This window comes from Bradyrhizobium sp. USDA 3397, from assembly GCF_054060965.1.
On the sequence record NZ_JBSSDS010000001.1, the window covers coordinates 2,144,088 to 2,159,909 of the forward strand.

General features: G+C 65.4%; 19 protein-coding genes and 1 pseudogene. 13 read left to right on the forward strand and 7 right to left on the reverse strand.

Annotated elements, in window-relative coordinates:
• Window positions 1-3: 3 nt before the first annotated feature.
• The gene (locus ACVWYQ_RS10235; protein ID WP_404539815.1) at window positions 4-804 is read left to right on the forward strand and encodes a thioesterase family protein; all 801 of its coding nucleotides are present in this window, start codon (window positions 4-6) and stop codon (window positions 802-804) included.
• Here ACVWYQ_RS10235 and ACVWYQ_RS10240 read toward each other — a convergent pair.
• Window positions 792-1,616 (reverse strand): helix-turn-helix domain-containing protein, encoded by an 825-nt coding sequence (locus ACVWYQ_RS10240; protein ID WP_275502152.1) that lies wholly within the window; start codon window positions 1,614-1,616, stop codon window positions 792-794. The two genes, ACVWYQ_RS10235 and ACVWYQ_RS10240, sit on opposite strands and share 13 nt — an antisense overlap.
• Window positions 1,617-1,656: 40 nt before the next feature.
• The gene (locus ACVWYQ_RS10245; protein WP_275511327.1) at window positions 1,657-2,478 is read right to left on the reverse strand and encodes a helix-turn-helix domain-containing protein; all 822 of its coding nucleotides are present in this window, start codon (window positions 2,476-2,478) and stop codon (window positions 1,657-1,659) included.
• 100 nt (window positions 2,479-2,578) lie between these two features.
• On the opposite strand from ACVWYQ_RS10245, the gene ACVWYQ_RS10250 reads away from it, so the two are divergent.
• From ACVWYQ_RS10250 to ACVWYQ_RS10260, 3 genes are all read left to right on the forward strand, one after another.
• On the forward strand, window positions 2,579-2,809 hold the full coding sequence (locus ACVWYQ_RS10250) for a hypothetical protein (protein WP_197424487.1): 231 nt from the start codon (window positions 2,579-2,581) through the stop codon (window positions 2,807-2,809).
• Window positions 2,810-2,843: 34 nt separating this feature from the next.
• Window positions 2,844-3,242, forward strand: a complete 399-nt coding sequence (locus ACVWYQ_RS10255) for a hypothetical protein (protein WP_157280781.1) — start codon at window positions 2,844-2,846, stop codon at window positions 3,240-3,242.
• An 833-nt stretch (window positions 3,243-4,075) separates the two neighbouring features.
• Entirely contained in the window at window positions 4,076-4,315 is a 240-nt protein-coding gene (locus ACVWYQ_RS10260) for a hypothetical protein (RefSeq protein WP_456725601.1), read from the forward strand.
• Window positions 4,316-4,361: 46 nt separating this feature from the next.
• Here ACVWYQ_RS10260 and ACVWYQ_RS10265 read toward each other — a convergent pair whose 3' ends face one another.
• On the reverse strand, window positions 4,362-4,925 hold the full coding sequence (locus ACVWYQ_RS10265; RefSeq protein ID WP_404539809.1) for an SET domain-containing protein: 564 nt from the start codon (window positions 4,923-4,925) through the stop codon (window positions 4,362-4,364).
• A 162-nt stretch (window positions 4,926-5,087) separates the two neighbouring features.
• On the opposite strand from ACVWYQ_RS10265, the gene ACVWYQ_RS10270 reads away from it, so the two are divergent.
• Entirely contained in the window at window positions 5,088-5,693 is a 606-nt protein-coding gene (locus ACVWYQ_RS10270) for a hypothetical protein (RefSeq protein WP_404539806.1), read from the forward strand.
• A gap of 10 nt (window positions 5,694-5,703) precedes the next feature.
• Here the strand turns inward: ACVWYQ_RS10270 and ACVWYQ_RS10275 are convergent, their stop codons facing one another.
• A complete protein-coding gene (locus ACVWYQ_RS10275) occupies window positions 5,704-6,435 on the reverse strand; it encodes a TetR/AcrR family transcriptional regulator (protein ID WP_404539803.1) in 732 nt (243 codons plus the stop codon).
• A gap of 107 nt (window positions 6,436-6,542) precedes the next feature.
• Between ACVWYQ_RS10275 and ACVWYQ_RS10280 the strand changes: the two genes are divergently transcribed.
• The 5 genes and pseudogenes from ACVWYQ_RS10280 to ACVWYQ_RS10300 all read left to right on the forward strand — a co-directional run bounded on the left by ACVWYQ_RS10280 (window position 6,543) and on the right by ACVWYQ_RS10300 (window position 10,397).
• Window positions 6,543-7,940 carry a carotenoid oxygenase family protein gene (locus tag ACVWYQ_RS10280; RefSeq protein WP_275502139.1) on the forward strand — a complete coding sequence of 466 codons (1,398 nt, stop codon included), beginning with the start codon at window positions 6,543-6,545 and terminating at the stop codon, window positions 7,938-7,940.
• 80 nt (window positions 7,941-8,020) lie between these two features.
• Window positions 8,021-8,278: a hypothetical protein gene (locus tag ACVWYQ_RS10285; RefSeq protein WP_404539800.1), complete on the forward strand. Its 258-nt coding sequence runs from the start codon at window positions 8,021-8,023 to the stop codon at window positions 8,276-8,278.
• A 225-nt stretch (window positions 8,279-8,503) separates the two neighbouring features.
• A complete protein-coding gene (locus ACVWYQ_RS10290; protein ID WP_225128851.1) occupies window positions 8,504-9,058 on the forward strand; it encodes an inner membrane-spanning protein YciB in 555 nt (184 codons plus the stop codon).
• 105 nt (window positions 9,059-9,163) lie between these two features.
• Complete coding sequence (locus tag ACVWYQ_RS10295) at window positions 9,164-9,460, forward strand: hypothetical protein (protein WP_036013050.1); 297 nt, start codon at window positions 9,164-9,166, stop codon at window positions 9,458-9,460.
• Between the two features lie 17 nt (window positions 9,461-9,477).
• Window positions 9,478-10,397, forward strand: a pseudogene (locus ACVWYQ_RS10300) (SH3 domain-containing protein).
• 148 nt (window positions 10,398-10,545) lie between these two features.
• Here ACVWYQ_RS10300 and ACVWYQ_RS10305 read toward each other — a convergent pair.
• Entirely contained in the window at window positions 10,546-12,201 is a 1,656-nt protein-coding gene (locus ACVWYQ_RS10305; RefSeq protein ID WP_404539797.1) for a fumarate hydratase, read from the reverse strand.
• Between the two features lie 212 nt (window positions 12,202-12,413).
• On the opposite strand from ACVWYQ_RS10305, the gene ACVWYQ_RS10310 reads away from it, so the two are divergent.
• The 3 genes from ACVWYQ_RS10310 (at window position 12,414) to ACVWYQ_RS10320 (ending at window position 14,160) form a co-directional block, all read left to right on the forward strand.
• Window positions 12,414-12,887, forward strand: coding sequence for a hypothetical protein (locus tag ACVWYQ_RS10310; RefSeq protein ID WP_404539794.1), 474 nt, complete (start codon window positions 12,414-12,416; stop codon window positions 12,885-12,887).
• Window positions 12,888-13,195: 308 nt separating this feature from the next.
• On the forward strand, window positions 13,196-13,369 hold the full coding sequence (locus ACVWYQ_RS10315) for a hypothetical protein (RefSeq protein WP_167361693.1): 174 nt from the start codon (window positions 13,196-13,198) through the stop codon (window positions 13,367-13,369).
• 116 nt (window positions 13,370-13,485) lie between these two features.
• Window positions 13,486-14,160, forward strand: a complete 675-nt coding sequence (locus tag ACVWYQ_RS10320) for a methyltransferase family protein (RefSeq protein ID WP_271545061.1) — start codon at window positions 13,486-13,488, stop codon at window positions 14,158-14,160.
• Window positions 14,161-14,182: 22 nt separating this feature from the next.
• On the opposite strand, the gene ACVWYQ_RS10325 is transcribed toward ACVWYQ_RS10320, so the two are convergent.
• Window positions 14,183-14,890, reverse strand: a complete 708-nt coding sequence (locus tag ACVWYQ_RS10325) for a glutathione S-transferase (protein ID WP_057030310.1) — start codon at window positions 14,888-14,890, stop codon at window positions 14,183-14,185.
• A gap of 204 nt (window positions 14,891-15,094) precedes the next feature.
• Window positions 15,095-15,775, reverse strand: coding sequence for a lectin (locus ACVWYQ_RS10330; RefSeq protein WP_404539789.1), 681 nt, complete (start codon window positions 15,773-15,775; stop codon window positions 15,095-15,097).
• Window positions 15,776-15,822: the final 47 nt, after the last annotated feature.

A 15,822-nucleotide genomic window follows, 5' to 3' on the forward strand; every position in this document is an offset into this window, starting at 1 on the left:
GCGATGAGCGCCATTTTCAAGCCGGACGGCGATCTGTTCCGGGCCACCGAGCATGCCGGCGGGCCGTGGTCGCCGGACATGCTGCAGGGAAGCGCCACCACCGCGCTGATGACCCGCGAGGTCGAGCGCCTCGCCGCCACATCCGGCTTTGCGGTGCGGCGCCTGACCTTCGATCTGTGGCGGCCGGCGGGCCTGCGCCTGTTCAGGCCGGTCAGCGAGCTGCTGCGCGACGGTCGCAAGGCCAAGACCCTGCAGGTGCGGCTGATGGACGGCGAGACCGAGATCGGCCGCTGCACGGCGCTGCTGACGGCGCCGAGCGGCGAGTCGCCCATCGATCCCTTCGCGAGGCCCTTGGCCCCCGACAGTGGTCCCGAGGCCGGCAGCCCGCCGCCCGCCTTCGCCCAGAAATGGAGCCGCTATTTCCAGAACGTGTCGGTGCGCCTCATCGAGGGCGCGCTGGAGAAGCCGGGCCCGGCGGCGGCCTGGATGCGGCTCGATGCGCCGCTGGTCGAGGGCGAGCCGAACACGCCGCTGCTCCAGGCGGTGCAGGCCGCGGACTTCTCCAGCGGCGTCGCGCAGATCGTTGACATGCGCCAATGGACCTTCATCAACCCGGAAATCAGCCTCTATTTCTTCCGTCCGCCCGAGGGCGAATGGATCCTGATCCGCGCCGCGACGCGCGTCGGCGCCCATGGCGCGGGCCTCACCACGGCGACACTGAGTGACCGCAACGGGCCGTTCGCGGAGGTGATGCAGGCCATGAGCTTCGAGCGGCGCGAAGCCGTGCAGGCTCAGGCGTCCTGATCTGCAAGCGCGACCAAGGCGCCTTCCGAGGCGGCATCAACAGGCATGAACATCTCGACGCGAAGCTCCTGCAGCGTCACGTCCTGGGGAGTGCCGAGCGTCAGCACCGCACCGATCAGACCAATGCCGATGTCGCCCTTGCGCAGGCGCACCTCGCACAGCGGCCCCGGGGCGGCATTGTCCTCGGTCGCCGGCGCAGGCAGCTGCGGCAGCCGCATCAATTCGCGCCAGGTCGATTGCAGGGCCTCGTCTAGCGGCGCGGCCATTGCCTCATGCCGCGCCCGCGTCAGCAGCGCGGCCGCAACAATCGGCCAGTTCTCGACGAACGGCTTGAGCTCGTCGGGAGCGAGGAACATGCGCATGTGGTTGAGCGGCCGCTGCATGCGTGCAGGACCAAGCAGCATGGTCATCAGGCGCGAGGCGGCGCGATTGGCCTGCATCACGTTCCAGCGCCGGTCGGTGACGATCGCCGGGAACGGCTCGTGACGGAGAAGCAGAAGATCGATGGCACGCCGCGCCTCGGCAAGCTCCGGCGCCGACAGATCGCGCTCGCCATATTGCCGCGCGAAGCCGCCGGCTTCGAGCAGCGCATTGCGATCACGCAAGGACAGATCGAGCGCGGAGGCGAGCTGCAGCAGGATGTCCCGGCTTGCCGCCGCCTTTCCGGTCTCGACATAGCTCAGATGCTTGACAGAAATGCCGGCCTCGAACGCCAGCTCCGCCTGGCTCAACGCGCGGCGGGTGCGCCAGCCGCGCAGGAGATCGCCGACGGGATTGGCCGGCCGCAATCGCCGGAACGCGCGTGTGTCCATCCGCCAATTATGCGAGCGCTGCTCCGTCCTGTAAACGGCGCTAGCGCAGCCCGGCCGCCATCTGCTTCAGCCGTTCGGCGGTGCGCTCGTCCGCCGGAAAGAACGTCTCCAGCGCCAGCTCCGACAGGGTGATGTCAACAGGCGTGCCGAACACCATGGTCGTGGAGAAGAAGCTGAGGATCTCCCCGCCATGCCGCAGCTTGAACGGGATCGCCACGTTGTCGGCTGGCAGCGGCGCCGAGCGCGCCGGAATCGGATAGCTCTTCAGATCATTGTAGAGCTTGATCAGCTCAGGGTCCGCTGTCGCCTCGCACTGCCGGTGCAGCCGTTCCAGAAGATGCCCGCACCATTCGGCGAGATTGACCGTGCGCGGTGCCAACGCCTCGGGATGGAAGGCGAGCCGCAGCACGTTGACGGGCTGGCCGAGCAGATGCTGCGGGATGCCCTCGAGCAGCGGCGCCACCATGCGGTTGGCGGAGACCAGGTTCCAGTGCCGGTCCACCGCGAGCGCCGGATTGGGCTCATGCGCTTTCAAGACGAGGTCGATCGCCTGACGGGCTGACTTCAAGGCGGGATCCTCCAGCGGGCGCTGCGGAAAGGCCGGCGCGAAACCGGCTGCGACCAGCAGCACGTTGCGTTCGCGCAAGGGCACGTCGAGCCGCTCGGCGAGCCTGAGCACCATGTCGCGCGAGGGCGCGGCGCGACCGGTCTCGACGAAGCTCAAATGCCGTGCCGAGATTTCGGCCTCGCCGGCGAGATCGAGCTGGCTCATGCGGCGGCGCTGCCGCCATTCGCGCAAATGGTCGCCGATATGGACCGGCTGGCTGCGTTCGGTGCGTGCGGTGGATGCATGTGCGTTCATGGTCAAAAACTAGCACGCGGATTTAGGCGCTTCCATTACCACCGAGGTAATCGAATTGGGGGACGAGCACGCGCATCTTCGGTCGCAACAGGAGATGACCATGATCGCGTTGCTGCTCTACCGGACCGTCGCAGACCACGTTTTGCCCTGGGCCATGGCGTTCGCAACGCGGATGCTGGCGCGCAGCCTCAACATGCCCGAGCCGCTGCTGCATTCGACCGGCGACTATGTCCTCGCGCAGGTCATCGCCTTCGAGCACGGCGTCGGCAGGAGCCTCTGCCCGTTCCGGCTCGCCCGTCTGCTCCGCGCCTGGTGGCGCGGTCGGCGCTAAAGTTCCACCCCAGCCCAACCAAGGAGACCCTGAGATGATCGATGCATCCACCTTCCTGCGCCGCGCCCTGTTCGCCGACGCCATCTTCAGCGGCGTCGCCGCACTCGGCTTCACCTTCGGCGCGACCGCATTCGCAGCGCTGTTCAACCTGCCCGAAGCGCTGCTGCGCGAGACCGGCCTGTTCCTGATCGCCTACACCGCCCTGGTCGGCTGGCTCGCCTCGCGGGCCACGGTCGCGAAATCGCTGGTGCTGCTGGTCGTGATCGGCAATGCCGCCTGGACCGTCGGCAGCATCGCGCTGCTGCTCTCGGGCATGGTGTCGCCGAACCTCGCCGGCCAGCTCATGGTCGTCGCGCAAGCCATCGCTACCGGCGTGTTCGCCGAGCTGCAATATGTGGGCTTGAAGAAGAGCGGGCGCGCCGTGGCGGCGTGATCCTTGCGTGCCAGCTCCGCGGCGCAAACCGGGGAACGCGAAGGCTTCGTCATATCGGATCGTACCCGGATGCATGCATGACCTCGCGTTCTCGCGGCGGATTTCGCCCGAGCTTTGCTTCATTGCTTGCGCCCTTCGGTTGCCGGAGGGCGCAGGGAAGGCCGGGCGCCGGCGGCACCCGAGTCCGTGTACAAGGAAATGCACACGGGGTGGACTACAGGTGATGCCGGTCGCCCGGCCTTCCCTGCGCGGATGGTTTTGACGGTGTCCTTCGTGCTCTCCTCGGGGAGCGATGCACTATTGCCCCCGTCGCATTGCGGCTTCTGATGCGCGCACCCGGTCGGGCCGCCGCATCACCGCAAGACTTGACGCACAGACCCCGGGCGTCAGGACCACACGACTTCTCCGTCCGCGGACGATTTGGCCTCAGCACCCGGGGCTTAGTGTGCGCACCCCAGACCATCGACCAAACCGCTGTGACCGCGCCGTGTCGTATGCGCATCGCCTGAGACTCACGATTGCCCGCCCTGTCCTCAAGCAAATCGCGCCGGCGCTACCGCGTCCACCGCACCCCGGCCCGCATCTCGTGACGATCGCGAAGCGCCCTCTGGCAGGACCAGGATGGCGGATGTATGCCACAAATCCGAAATTCGGAAAATCGATATTTCTTACGCGACGAGATTGACAGACTTTGGGTGTTTTGCCCGACGCCTCGCCGGTAGGCAGCGAGAACGGCGAGCGGCGCGGAAAAGCGATAGGTTTCGCAAGGGCTCAATTCATCCGACGGGGCCAGAGGCGCTCGCGCAGCGAGCCTCGAAGTATGAACGACCCCGATGCAAGCGGGCCGCCCCCCTTCGAGGGCCGCCGAAGAGGCGGGCCGCCTCAGGGTGACGGTCAGACATCTGAACGCGCTGTATCAACAGCGTCATTGCGAGCGCAGCGAAGCGATCCAGAGTCTTTCCGCGGTGGGATTCTGGATTGCTTCCGCCTTCGCCAAGGCTTCGGCGGACAAGTCGCTTTCGCTCGCAATGACGGTGCGTGGAGACTCCGCTGCATTTCAGCCGGCAGCCTGAGGATCAATCAGGGGGACTCGTGAAAGCCGGCGGCCGCCGCGCGAGGCTACGCCTTGGCGCGGCCGACCTTGCCGGGGAAGTGCTTGCCGTTCAGCTTCTTCTTTTTCGCAGCGGTGGTTTTCGCGGCCGCCTTCTGCGCCTTGCGCTCGGCCCGCGCCTTCGCCTTGGCGGCTTCCGCCCGCGCCTCGGCACGCAGCTTCTTGCGCTTCTTCTCGCAGGAATCGCACTTGCAGCCGATCGGCTTCAGATAGGCTTTGAAATAGTCGGTGCCGTAATCGTAGTTGATCTCGTCGCCCGGCTCGATGTTCCTGATGGCGCGGATGAACACCTTGCGCTCACGCGGGCGGACGTCGGATTCCGCGTTGGGCCGGCAGGAGTGGTTGATGTAGCGCGCGAGGTTCTTGCGCACCGATCCGTCGATGGTCCAGCGCCCGTTGAGCTCGAACAGATATTTGTTCTCGATCTCGTCGTGCTCTGGAATCCGCGAGTCCAGGATCGGTCCGAAATAGCGGATGATCCGGGTCCCCTTCTTGATCGGCTTGGTGGCGAAGAGGCCGAGCCCGGTCTTGGAGCGGCCGACGCGATAAGGTTTGTTCGAGGTGGCTGGCATGATCGAGAAAATGAGAACGCGAACGAGGCAGGAGGAGCCCAAGCGAAGCCGCTCTTGTAGAACGATTCCGCGCTGCTGTCAGGTATATCCCACCAGGGTTTGAACCTTGCCCACAATCAAGACGTCTGATGGTACGAAGTTCCCACTGCATCGAAGCCGCATATGAACCGCGTTACCAGCATCGGCATGGTTGCCCTGATGACCTGCATCGGCCTGAATTGCGCTGAGGCCCAATCCCTGGGCAGCAGCTACACCTCGACGGCTCCAAAGGATTGCCGGCAAATCGGCAAGCCAAGCGCGCTCGACGGCAGCAGCACACGGGTTTGTCCGGGCAAGGACGGCCTGATCGTGCTGATCGCCGAGGATGACCTTCGCGAGATCGTCTCGGTCGGACGCAACCGCAAGGCAGCAAGCGAGGAACCCGCGGCCAACCTCTGGTTCGCGCCGTTCAATTCGTCCGAGACGACCATCGAATGGCGCGCTGCCGGCGCAAAGCCGTTCGCGATCATCCAACGCTGGCACATCGCCGACAATTCCGATCCCGACAAGCAGGGGCGGCCGAGCACCAAGGCCATGCTGGTGGTGACCCGGCTGCCGCCGGGCCCGGTCTGCCACGTCGCTTATGTCGACGCCGTCGCCAACCCTAACGCCAACGAGCTCGCGCGCAAGGCCGCGGACGATTTTGCCCGCGGCTTCGCTTGCGGCAAGGACGAGGTCAAGATCATCGGCACGCCCGGCCGCGCCGTCGAGCTCGCGATCAGGCGCTAGCCTTCGTGGTTCAACAGCCGGGTAGCTTCGGCGTCACTGGCACCGTCAGCATCGTCTCGAGCAGCCGCTCCGCCGTCGTCCCCTCCGGCAGCCGCGCGAGAATGTCCTTCAGCCGTCCGTCAAGCAGCAGCATGGTGAAGCCGTGCACCAGCGACCAGGCGCGCGCGATTGCCGCGCCCTGGTTCAGCGTCAGCGCGTCGCCGCTGATCTGCTCCTGCCGCATCATGCCGATGGCATTGGCAAGTCCGGCGAAAGACGCCTCGGCCGCCTCGTGCAGCGACGGCCTCGAATAGTCCAGCCGCTCGGTGCGGAACATGATGCCGTACATGCCGGGATGGGCCTGCGCATAGGCGATATAGGCTTTCGGCCGCGCCAGCGCGGCTTCGAGCGGCGTGGTGGCGGCATCGCACGAAGCGGCCATGACCACGTTGAACTGGCGGAAGCCGACGGCCGCGAGCTCGCTGAGCAGGCCCGTCAGGTCGCCGAAATGATGGGTGGGGGCGGCGTGCGAGACGCCAGCCTCGCGCGCCACCGCACGCAATGTCAGGCCGGCAAGCCCGTCGCGCTCCAGCACCCGTTCGGCGGCCTGGAGCAGCGCTTCGCGGAGCGCGCCGTGATGATACGGCGTCTCGGTCTTGGCGCTTCTGGCGCGCCGCGCGGTGCGCGATGCTGCGGTCGAGGTGGTTTTTCTTAGGGTACGCGGGCTGCGCGCCGCGTCGCCCTTGGTGTCTGTCTTAGCCATTTACAAGCTATATGACGCAATATTGACAGTGTAAAGATTTCACTTGACGAAAGCTGCGATCGGGCCTATCCAAATCTTTACGATGTAAAGATATCGGAGGATTCGCCGTGCAGCACGACGCCATGGCCGAGCGCAGCAACAACATCGCGCCGATCCCATTCGAGGCCGACGCGCCATTCCTGAAGATCGTCGGCGAATTGCCGCGCGAGCTGAACGGCACGCTCTATCGCAACGGCCCCAATCCGCAGTTCGATTCGCCCGGCGCGCACTGGTTCGTCGGCGACGGGATGCTGCACGCCTTCCATCTCGAGAACGGGCGCGCCAGCTACCGCAACCGGTGGGTCCGCACGCCGAAATGGCTCGCCGAGCACGACGCCGGGCGCGCGCTGTTCGGCGGCTTCGGCCGCAAGCTGCCGGATGCGCCGGCAAACCTGACCGATGGCGGCGTCGCCAACACCAACATCATCTTCCACGCCGGCAAGCTGCTGGCGCTGGAAGAAGCGCACCTGCCGACCGAGATCGAGCCGGGCACGCTGGCGACGCGCGGCTATCACAACTACCAGGGCCGCGTCGCCGGCAGCTTCACCGCGCATCCCAAGATCGATCCCGTCACCGGCGAGCTGGTGTTCTTCGGCTACAACGCGGCGGGCCCGCTGACGCCTGCCCTCTCCTACGGATCGATCGACGCAACAGGAAAGGCGACGCGCTTCGAGCGGTTCGAGGCGCCCTATGCCAGCATGGTGCACGACTTCATCGTCACCGCGAACCACGTGCTGTTTCCGATCCTGCCGATCACCGGCAGCATGGAGCGCGCGATGAGCGGAAAGCCGCCCTATGCCTGGGAGCCGGACAAGGGCGCCTATGTCGGCGTGATGAAGCGCAGCGGCACGGCCAAGGACATCGTCTGGTTTCGTGCCGAAGCCTGCTACGTCTTCCATGTCATGAATGCGTGGGAGGACGAGAGCCGCATCGTCGCCGACGTCATGCAGTTCGAGGAAGCGCCGCTGTTTCCGCATCCGGACGGCCGCCCCACCGATCCCGAGAAGTCGCGCGCCCGCCATTGCCGCTGGACCTTCGATCTCGCAGGCAATACCGACCGCTTCCAGCAGACGTATCTCGACGATCTCACCGGAGAATTCCCGCGCATCGACGATCGCCGCGCCGGCCTGAAGAGCCGTCACGGCTGGTACGCCTGCGCCAATCCGAAATTGCCGATGTTCGGCGCGCTCGCAGGCATCGTCCATGTCGACGGCAACGGCAGGCGGCTCGGCCAATACCTGCTGCCGGCCGGCGACACCATCTCCGAGCCTGTTTTCGTCGAGCGATCCAGGGATGCCGCCGAAGGCGACGGCTGGCTGCTCGCGGTGGTCTGGCGCGCGCGGGAAAACCGCAGCGACCTCGCCGTATTCAATGCCACCGATATCGAGGCCGGTCCCGCTGCGTTGGTGCAGCTCGGCCACCGCGTCCCCGACGGCTTCCACGGCAATTGGGTCGGCGCGGCGTAGCCCTCGCCAATGGGGACGCGAGGAGATCGCGACCCCGGAATCCACGTGGATATTGCGTGGTCAAAGAAAGCCCGATGCACATGCTCTCGATCACCGCGTATTCCACCGCTGTCATCGCTCCGGCCGGCGCCGTACTTGCATGCTTCGCGATACGGCTGCGCCGGCGCAGCCTCACGTTCTTCGAAGGCGGCGTCCTGCTCGCTGCCGGCCTTCTACTCGCGGCCGCACTCCCGATGGTGTCGCGCCTGCCCTGGACGGGGTTGGTCGACGAGATGACCAGCCAGCTCGTTGCAGCACTTCATTTTCTGGAGGTCGTTTACGTCGTCTTGACATTGTAAGAGACGAGTGGTCCGGCGCGGCTCCCTGTCTCGCGTATCGCGCTCTGCTTGTTGCGGTTCCGAATCCCGCGCTGCTGGTCCCGGCCTGGCATTCTGGTCGGGAGGCTGCCATGCGCCATCTCGTACCAGCACGGTTGTCTTCACAAAGTGATATGCCGGGCATCGCCGGATCAAGTAGGGTGCGCCCGTCTGCGCCCTGCCCACGACCGCGAAACAGGAATGACGATGAAGGACGTATTCGCCCGCCTCGCCTCCGACCTCCTCTCCGTTATCATCTTCCTGGCGGTCTATCTCCTCACCGACAACGTGATCCTCGCAACGGCGGTCGCGATTGCCGGCGCGTTCGCGCAGGTGATCTATGCGCGTCTCAAGGGACAGCCGCTCCACTACATGACCTATGCAAGTCTCGCTCTAGTCATCGTGCTCGGCGGTATCACACTGCTGACCAATGATCCGCGCTTCATGCTGGCAAAACCCTCGATCGCACATTTCGCGATCGGCGCGATCATGCTCAAGCGCGGCTGGATGCTGCGCTATATGCCGCCCGTCATCGTCGAGACCGTCCCGGAATATGTCACCATCGCGGGCTATGCCTGGGCGGCGCTGATGTTCGTGATCGGCGCCGGCATGATGGCAGTCGCCGCCACCGGCGATCTGAAGCTCTGGGCGTTCTATCTTATGGTGGTCGCAGGCGGCGCCAAGATCCTGGCTTTTGCCGTGCAGTACTTCGTTCTGCGGCTGATCGTAACCAACCGCCGACGTGCCGCTGCCCGCGCCTAAATGCCCTACCGGAGCGTTAGGCAGGAGCTGCGAGTTGGGCTATAGGCTCGGCCAGGGACGGCCGCGGATCGTCGCGGACCGCCGCAATCTGTTCGGGAGACGGGAATGGCCGTAGACGGCAACTGGAATCTGACCATGACGACGCCGATGGGCGAGCGCCAGGCGACGCTGAGCCTGAAGGCTGCGGGCGGCACGCTCACGGGCACGCAGGGCGCGGAAGGCAATACCACCGAGATCTTCGACGGCACGGTCTCCGGCGACAACGTCTCCTGGAAGGTCTCGATCGACAAGCCGATGCCGCTCACGCTCGAATTCACCGGCACGGTTTCCGGTGACAGCATCAGTGGCGAGATGGGCATCGGCCCGATGGGCAGCTTCCCGTTCACGGGCGCGCGGGCGTAAAGCCACGCGCTGCACCGATGCGTGCGCTCCTCCTCATCGCGGTGGCAGTCCTGTCTGCCGTAGCACAGGCCGCGCGCGCAGGTGACAGCGAACCGGCGTGGCGCGCGAGCGCGCTCGCTCTGGTGCCGGCAGGCTATGTTGCCGGCACCGCTTATCGAACCGAGGGGTCGACCAGCTATCTCGCGGTCTATCCCGCGACCTCGAACGATCCGAAGACACGGGCAAGCGCCTTTGCAGCGCGCCAGGCTCTGGTCGTCACGCTGACGGCGGACGCGACGCGGGCGACGTCAGCCGAGTTGCAGCCGCGTATCGAGCCGGACCCTGACAACCACGACAATGATTTCGCCAGGCTGCACGCTGAGCTCGCCGCCAAGCGCGCAACGCTGCCTGCTGGCACCGAGCCCTGCGATCTCGGCGCCTGGTCCATCGACAAGGATTCCAGCGGCCTCAACGTGCGTGCCGAACCCTCGGTGAAAGCGCGCGTGCTTGGCACCTTGCCGCCCCTTACCGGCTGAGGCTCGGCGGCGCCGAGAACACGCCTGAGGGCGGCTGGCTCACCGAATTCCGCATCATCGGCTTCAAGGACGGCTGGTTCCTGATCGAAGGCGCGAGGCCGCCCGGCAAGGACTATGAGGACGAGAAGCGATATCCGCGCAACGCGCCGAGGCCCTATGCCGGCCGCGGCTGGGTCGCCTCGAACAAGGTCGGCGCGAACTATGCCAATGGCGCCACGCGCATGGGCGGGCTGTTCCAGGCGCCCTTCACCGATGCCAAATGGATGCCGGCACAGCGCGAGCTCGGCGGTGCGCTCGACACCGACGGCGGCCCGAAGCGCATCTTCGCCTGCAGTGGGTATTGGGGCCTGGTCGAGAGCCACGACGGCGTCCGCGGCTGGTGGCGCGCGCTGTGCTCCAACCAGGTCACGAATTGCAGCTAGCGAAATAGGCGAGCAAGCGCCGCGCTCGTGTCCCGGACGCGGCGCAGCACGAAGTGATGCAACGCAGAGCCGGGACCCAGGCTCCACGATGGACCCCGGATCAGCAGCGCAGCATTTTATGCTGCGCAGCATCCGGGGGAACGCCGCCTCAGCCCAAATTCAACTCCTTGAAGAAGTCGTTGCCCTTGTCGTCGATGATGATGAACGCGGGGAAATCCACGACCTCGATGCGCCAGATCGCTTCCATGCCGAGCTCGGGATATTCGAGCACCTCGACCTTCTTGATGCAGTGCTCGGCGAGGTTCGCAGCGGCGCCGCCGATCGAGCCGAGATAGAAGCCGCCGTATTTCTTGCAGGCCTCGCGCACGGCTGGCGCGCGGTTGCCCTTGGCCACCATCACCATCGAACCGCCGGCGGCCTGGAACTGGTCGACGAAGGAATCCATACGGCCCGCGGTGGTCGGACCGAACGCGCCGGAGGCGTAGCCCTCGGGCGTCTTGGCGGGGCCGGCATAATAGACCGGGTGGTTCTTGAAATAATCCGGCAGCGGCTCGCCCTTCTCCAGACGCTCGCGCAACTTGGCATGGGCGCTGTCGCGCGCGACGATCATGGTGCCGGTCATCGAGACCCGCGTCTTGATCGGATATTTCGAGAAGGTCGCCAGGATGTCCTTCATCGGCTGGTTGAGGTCGATCTTGACGACCTCACCGCCGAGCGACTCTTCGACCTGCGGCAAATATTGCGCGGGATTGTGCTCGAGCTCCTCGAGATAGACGCCGTCCCTGGTGATCTTGCCGAGCACCTGGCGGTCGGCCGAGCAGGACACGCCAAGCCCGATCGGCAGCGAGGCGCCGTGGCGCGGCATGCGGATCACGCGCACATCGTGGCAGAAATACTTGCCGCCGAACTGCGCCCCGACGCCGAGCGACTGCGTCATCTTGTGGATTTCCTTCTCCATCTCGACGTCGCGGAAGGCGTTGCCGTCGGGCGAGCCGTGCGTCGGCAGCGCATCGAGATAGCGCGCCGAAGCGAGCTTCACCGTCTTCATGCACAGCTCGGCCGAGGTACCGCCGATCACGATGGCGAGGTGATAGGGCGGGCACGCCGCGGTCCCGAGGGTGAGGATCTTTTCCTTCAGGAACGCGAGCAGCCGGTCCTTGGTCAGCACCGAAGGCGTGGCCTGGAACAGGAAGCTCTTGTTGGCGGAGCCACCGCCTTTCGCCATGAACATGAACTTGTAGGCGTCATCGCCCTCGGCGTAGATCTCGCACTGCGCCGGCATGTTGTTGGCGGTGTTCTTCTCCTCGTACATCGAGAGCGGCGCGACCTGCGAGTAGCGCAGATTGCGGCGCAGGTAGGCGTCACGCGCGCCTTCGGACAGCGCCGCCTCGTCGTCACCGTCGGTGATGACGTTGCAGCCCTTCTTGCCCATGATGATCGCGGTGCCGGTGTCCTGGCACATCGGCAGCACGCCGCCGGCCGCGATGTTGGCGTTCTTGAGGAAGTCCAGCGCGACGAACTTGTCGTTGGGGCTGGCCTCGCCGTCCTCCAGGATCGCGCGGAGCTGCTTCAGATGGCCGGGGCGCAGATAATGGTTGATGTCGCCAAAGGCTGCCTCCGACAGCGCCCGCAGCGCCTCGCGCGACACCACCAGCATGTCCTTGCCGAGCACCTTCTCGACCCTGACGCCCTCGGACGAAATCTTCTTATAGGGCGTCTCGTCCTTGCCCAGCGGGAACAGCGGGGTGTGCTTGTAGGGCGGAACGGGCTTGGACTGGTCGGGGAAGGCGGTGGGAGCGTTCATGGGGCAAATCTCGGGGTTTTGCGGCCCTGGCGGGCCTCTCAGCATAGAAGCGTTCTAAGCGCATTCCAGCCAGAAAAGAAAGGGAGCGGTGCGCATGGGAGGGGTAGGTTCGGCACGGGAAGGCATTGGCACAGCTCGTGGAAATGCCTCTGACCACCCTTGCGATTCGCGTCCGCCGACGCTTGAATGCGTGCCCTAAGGGACTTTTCATCATGACATTGAAACTGAACGTCCGCGGCGCGATCCTGGTCGCCGCCGCCATCACCGGCCTTGTGGCCCTCACTTCGGCTGCCCGCGCCGATCGCTGCGACGACAGCGCCAAGGAGCTGGCGAGCCAGGTCGATCGCCTCAAGGTGAATTTCCGCGCCGCCAACGTCGTCTATCTCACGCACCCGGCGGCCAAGGAGCTGTCCGTGGGTTGCCGCGGCGACAAATACTCCATCGAGCTCTACGCCAAGGGCGATCGCAAGCCGAAGCCGGAATTCTACGCGCTGGTCGGCTCGATGGCGGCGATCGTCTTCACCGTGACCAAGGACGACACCACGACGGGCGCGACGCGCTGCCTGAAGCGGATGGGCCTGCTCCGCGGCGACAAGGTCACCATGCGCTACCGCCGACTCAACATGGAATGCACCCGCACCAAGACGGAAGCGTCGATCGCGATCACGCGCGGCAAGGACGAATAGGGGCGCAGTTGGGCCGCCACGCGGTCGCCACGCACTCCGTCGTTGCGAGCGCAGCGACTTGTCCGCCGAAGCCTTGGCGAAGGCGGAAGCAATCCAGAACTGTATCCGCGGAAGCAGTCTGGATTGCTTCGTCGCAAGCGCTCCTCGCAATGACGGGGAGAGGCCTCGTCGTCTCGGTTTGCACCACGCGGATGCCAGCGTGCACAGCCTTCACCGCGCCAATTCCCTCACATTTTAACGATTGGCTTGAAGGAAATTTCGCTCCTCGCAGGGCAGGCTTGATTGTTTCCATGTGTGAGGATTTGCGGATGAAGGTTTCTACCGTTGCGCCCCCGCCGATCGCGATCGTGGTTCCGAACTACGACACGACCAAGCCGCAGGACGATCAGACCAAGGTCAAGGACGAGAATCCGACCTTCAAGCCGCAGCCGCCGGCGCCGCTGCCGCCGGGTCAGGGCACGCGGATCGACCAGCTCGCCTGATCAGGCGTCCCGAGACCGAAGCGCCCGATCCGGTCGATCGGGCTTTTGGCGTGTCCGGCCGCATCTTTGCCGGATAGCTGCACGAGGATCATGCGCCGTTCACTCGGGACCTGCGCATGTTCGCACGGCTGCTATTGCGGAACACGGTGTTCGTCGTCGGCATGGGCGCGCTGCTGTTCGCGTGCGCCGGGACGCTGCATTGGCCGTCGGCCTGGGCCTTCCTCGCAACCTCCGTCCTGCTCGGCCCACTCTGCGGCTGGTGGCTCTACCGGACCGATCCGGCGCTGCTCGCCGAACGCCTGCGGCCGGTGCTGCAAAAGGATCAGCCCGCCGCCGACAAGATGTTCATGGCGCTGTTCATCGTCGCCATCCTGGCCTGGCTTGCCGTGATGGGGCTCGACCGGCGCGTTCGATCCTCAGACATGCCGACGGCGTTGCAGGTGCTCGGCCTCGGGCTATTCCTGGCCTCGACACTGTTCACCATGTGGGTGTTCCGCGAGAACTCGTTCGCCGCGCCCGTGGTGAAGCTGCAAGCCGAGCGCGCGCAGCACGTGATCTCGACCGGTCCCTACGCCTATGTCCGCCACCCCATGTACAGCGGCATGACCCTGTTCTTCACCGGCGTGCCGCTGCTGCTGGGATCGTGGTGGGGACTTGCGATGATGCCGCTCCTCCTCGCCTTGCTCGCGGTCCGCATCCCGATCGAGGAGCGCACGCTGCGCGAGGGCCTGCCCGGCTATGCCGATTATACGGCGCGGGTGCGCTATCGCCTCATCCCCGGCGTCTGGTGAACGCGCCAACTGCACGAAGCCGCTATCGATCCAGCTCGCGATAGCGGCGGAAGATGCCCTGCTCGTTGAAGGGAATGCGGCGCTCGCTTGCGAGATAGGCTTTGATGTTGGGCCGCGCGGCGATGCGCTCGTGCAGGCCGACCAGGCCCGGGACATCCTTCTCGAACGCCTTCATGCGCTTGGGGAAAGCATAACGCAGCCCATCGACGAGCTGGAACAGCGAGAGGTCGACATAGGTCAGGCGCCGGCCCGTCACGTAAATGCCGCCGCTCCCGGCGAGAAGCCGCTCGAAATAGCCGAGATATTTCGGCACGCGCTCGTCCCAGAAGTCGGCCGTGCGCTTCTTCGCTGGCGCCTTCTGATCCTCATAATAGAGCGAGGGCCCGAGCGGATGATGGGTGTCGTGGATCTCGACGACGAAGTCGGTGATCGTGAGCTGAAGCTGGTGCACCCAAAGCCTGCCGGCTTCCGTCTTCGGCGCAAGCCCATGGCGGGAGCCGAGATAGAGCAGGATGTTGGCGGTCTGGCCGATGACGAGCTTGCCCGCTTTCAGGAACGGCGGCGCAAAGGGCGGCGTGCCCTTCTGCGCATCCATCATCTTCATCATCGCGGCCGATCCGCGCGGACCGCGCGCGACATCGACGTAAGCGGCACCCGCCTCCTCCAGCGCCAGCCGCACATATTCGCCGCGGCCCTGGATCTCGGGCCAGTAGTAGAGCTCGTATTTCATGGGAGAGGTCCGTGAGCGTGGAGGCGATCGGACCAATGTAGCACGTGGCTGAAGGTTCCGTCAGCGTGAGGCAACGGCCGCGCAACCTGCCCGTCATTGCGAGCGCAGCGAAGCAATCCAGACTGCCTCTGCGGAAAGACTCTGGATTGCTTCGTCGCAAGAGCTCCTCGCAATGACGGCTGGAAAGAACTTAGCGCCCCAAACTCAATTCGTCGCGAAGCAGTACAGCAGACCGTCGCCGCCGGTGGTCTTCAAATCGGCCTGCGAGCAGCCGCCGTCGGGCCCGCGCGAGGGGTGAGAGCTGTTCCAGGATTTCGAGGGCTCATCGTCGCGCAGACCCCGGCGATCAAAATGGCCGACCATCGCGGCGCCTTGCGTGCTCGACGTCCAGTTCTTGCAGGTGCGATCGTCCGGCCCGGCGAACGCGGTGCCGTCCGGTTGCGATCCCGTGAGGATGTCGTGCCGGTTCGGCTGGTCGCCGGCACCATTGATGACCTCGCCCTTCTCGCTGAGCGCGGTCTGCTTGGTGAGATTGTTCCTCGCGCCGTGCAGCTCGGCGACGTCCTTGGCGATCACCGTGCCCTTGGCGTTCTGCCACGGCCCCTTGTCGATGCGATCCTTGGCGTTGATGGCCGGCTTGCCGTCGGCGGCCTGCGTCGACAGATAGGCGCGCCCAGTCTTTGTGCCGGCGCCGGCGGCTTGTGCAAGCTTCTGGCATTGCGCGTCGGCTCCTTCGAGACCGCCGAGATCGGCGCCCTTGCCGGGGCCGTTGGAGGTCACGAAGAAGGTCATGTCGGCCGACTGCGCCAGCGCCGATGGGGAAGCAAGCAAGACCATGGCCAGCGCTACACCGGAAATCGTCATGGATCTCTCGATACGGATCATCCTGTCCTCCCAACGTTGTTTTTGTTCGCCGCCTGACTTCAACCCGA

Excerpts from the sequence above, each read along its gene's own strand:
- ACVWYQ_RS10235 (WP_404539815.1), top strand. The coding sequence starts at position 4 with ATGAGCGCCATTTTCAAGCCGGACGGCGATCTGTTCCGGGCCACCGAG.
- ACVWYQ_RS10240 (WP_275502152.1), bottom strand. The coding sequence starts at position 1,616 with ATGGACACACGCGCGTTCCGGCGATTGCGGCCGGCCAATCCCGTCGGC.
- ACVWYQ_RS10245 (WP_275511327.1), bottom strand. The coding sequence starts at position 2,478 with ATGAACGCACATGCATCCACCGCACGCACCGAACGCAGCCAGCCGGTC.
- ACVWYQ_RS10250 (WP_197424487.1), top strand. The coding sequence starts at position 2,579 with ATGATCGCGTTGCTGCTCTACCGGACCGTCGCAGACCACGTTTTGCCC.
- ACVWYQ_RS10255 (WP_157280781.1), top strand. The coding sequence starts at position 2,844 with ATGATCGATGCATCCACCTTCCTGCGCCGCGCCCTGTTCGCCGACGCC.
- ACVWYQ_RS10260 (WP_456725601.1), top strand. The coding sequence starts at position 4,076 with ATGCAAGCGGGCCGCCCCCCTTCGAGGGCCGCCGAAGAGGCGGGCCGC.
- ACVWYQ_RS10265 (WP_404539809.1), bottom strand. The coding sequence starts at position 4,925 with ATGCCAGCCACCTCGAACAAACCTTATCGCGTCGGCCGCTCCAAGACC.
- ACVWYQ_RS10270 (WP_404539806.1), top strand. The coding sequence starts at position 5,088 with ATGAACCGCGTTACCAGCATCGGCATGGTTGCCCTGATGACCTGCATC.
- ACVWYQ_RS10275 (WP_404539803.1), bottom strand. The coding sequence starts at position 6,435 with ATGGCTAAGACAGACACCAAGGGCGACGCGGCGCGCAGCCCGCGTACC.
- ACVWYQ_RS10285 (WP_404539800.1), top strand. The coding sequence starts at position 8,021 with ATGCTCTCGATCACCGCGTATTCCACCGCTGTCATCGCTCCGGCCGGC.
- ACVWYQ_RS10290 (WP_225128851.1), top strand. The coding sequence starts at position 8,504 with ATGAAGGACGTATTCGCCCGCCTCGCCTCCGACCTCCTCTCCGTTATC.
- ACVWYQ_RS10295 (WP_036013050.1), top strand. The coding sequence starts at position 9,164 with ATGGCCGTAGACGGCAACTGGAATCTGACCATGACGACGCCGATGGGC.
- ACVWYQ_RS10305 (WP_404539797.1), bottom strand. The coding sequence starts at position 12,201 with ATGAACGCTCCCACCGCCTTCCCCGACCAGTCCAAGCCCGTTCCGCCC.
- ACVWYQ_RS10310 (WP_404539794.1), top strand. The coding sequence starts at position 12,414 with ATGACATTGAAACTGAACGTCCGCGGCGCGATCCTGGTCGCCGCCGCC.
- ACVWYQ_RS10315 (WP_167361693.1), top strand. The coding sequence starts at position 13,196 with ATGAAGGTTTCTACCGTTGCGCCCCCGCCGATCGCGATCGTGGTTCCG.
- ACVWYQ_RS10320 (WP_271545061.1), top strand. The coding sequence starts at position 13,486 with ATGTTCGCACGGCTGCTATTGCGGAACACGGTGTTCGTCGTCGGCATG.
- ACVWYQ_RS10325 (WP_057030310.1), bottom strand. The coding sequence starts at position 14,890 with ATGAAATACGAGCTCTACTACTGGCCCGAGATCCAGGGCCGCGGCGAA.
- ACVWYQ_RS10330 (WP_404539789.1), bottom strand. The coding sequence starts at position 15,775 with ATGATCCGTATCGAGAGATCCATGACGATTTCCGGTGTAGCGCTGGCC.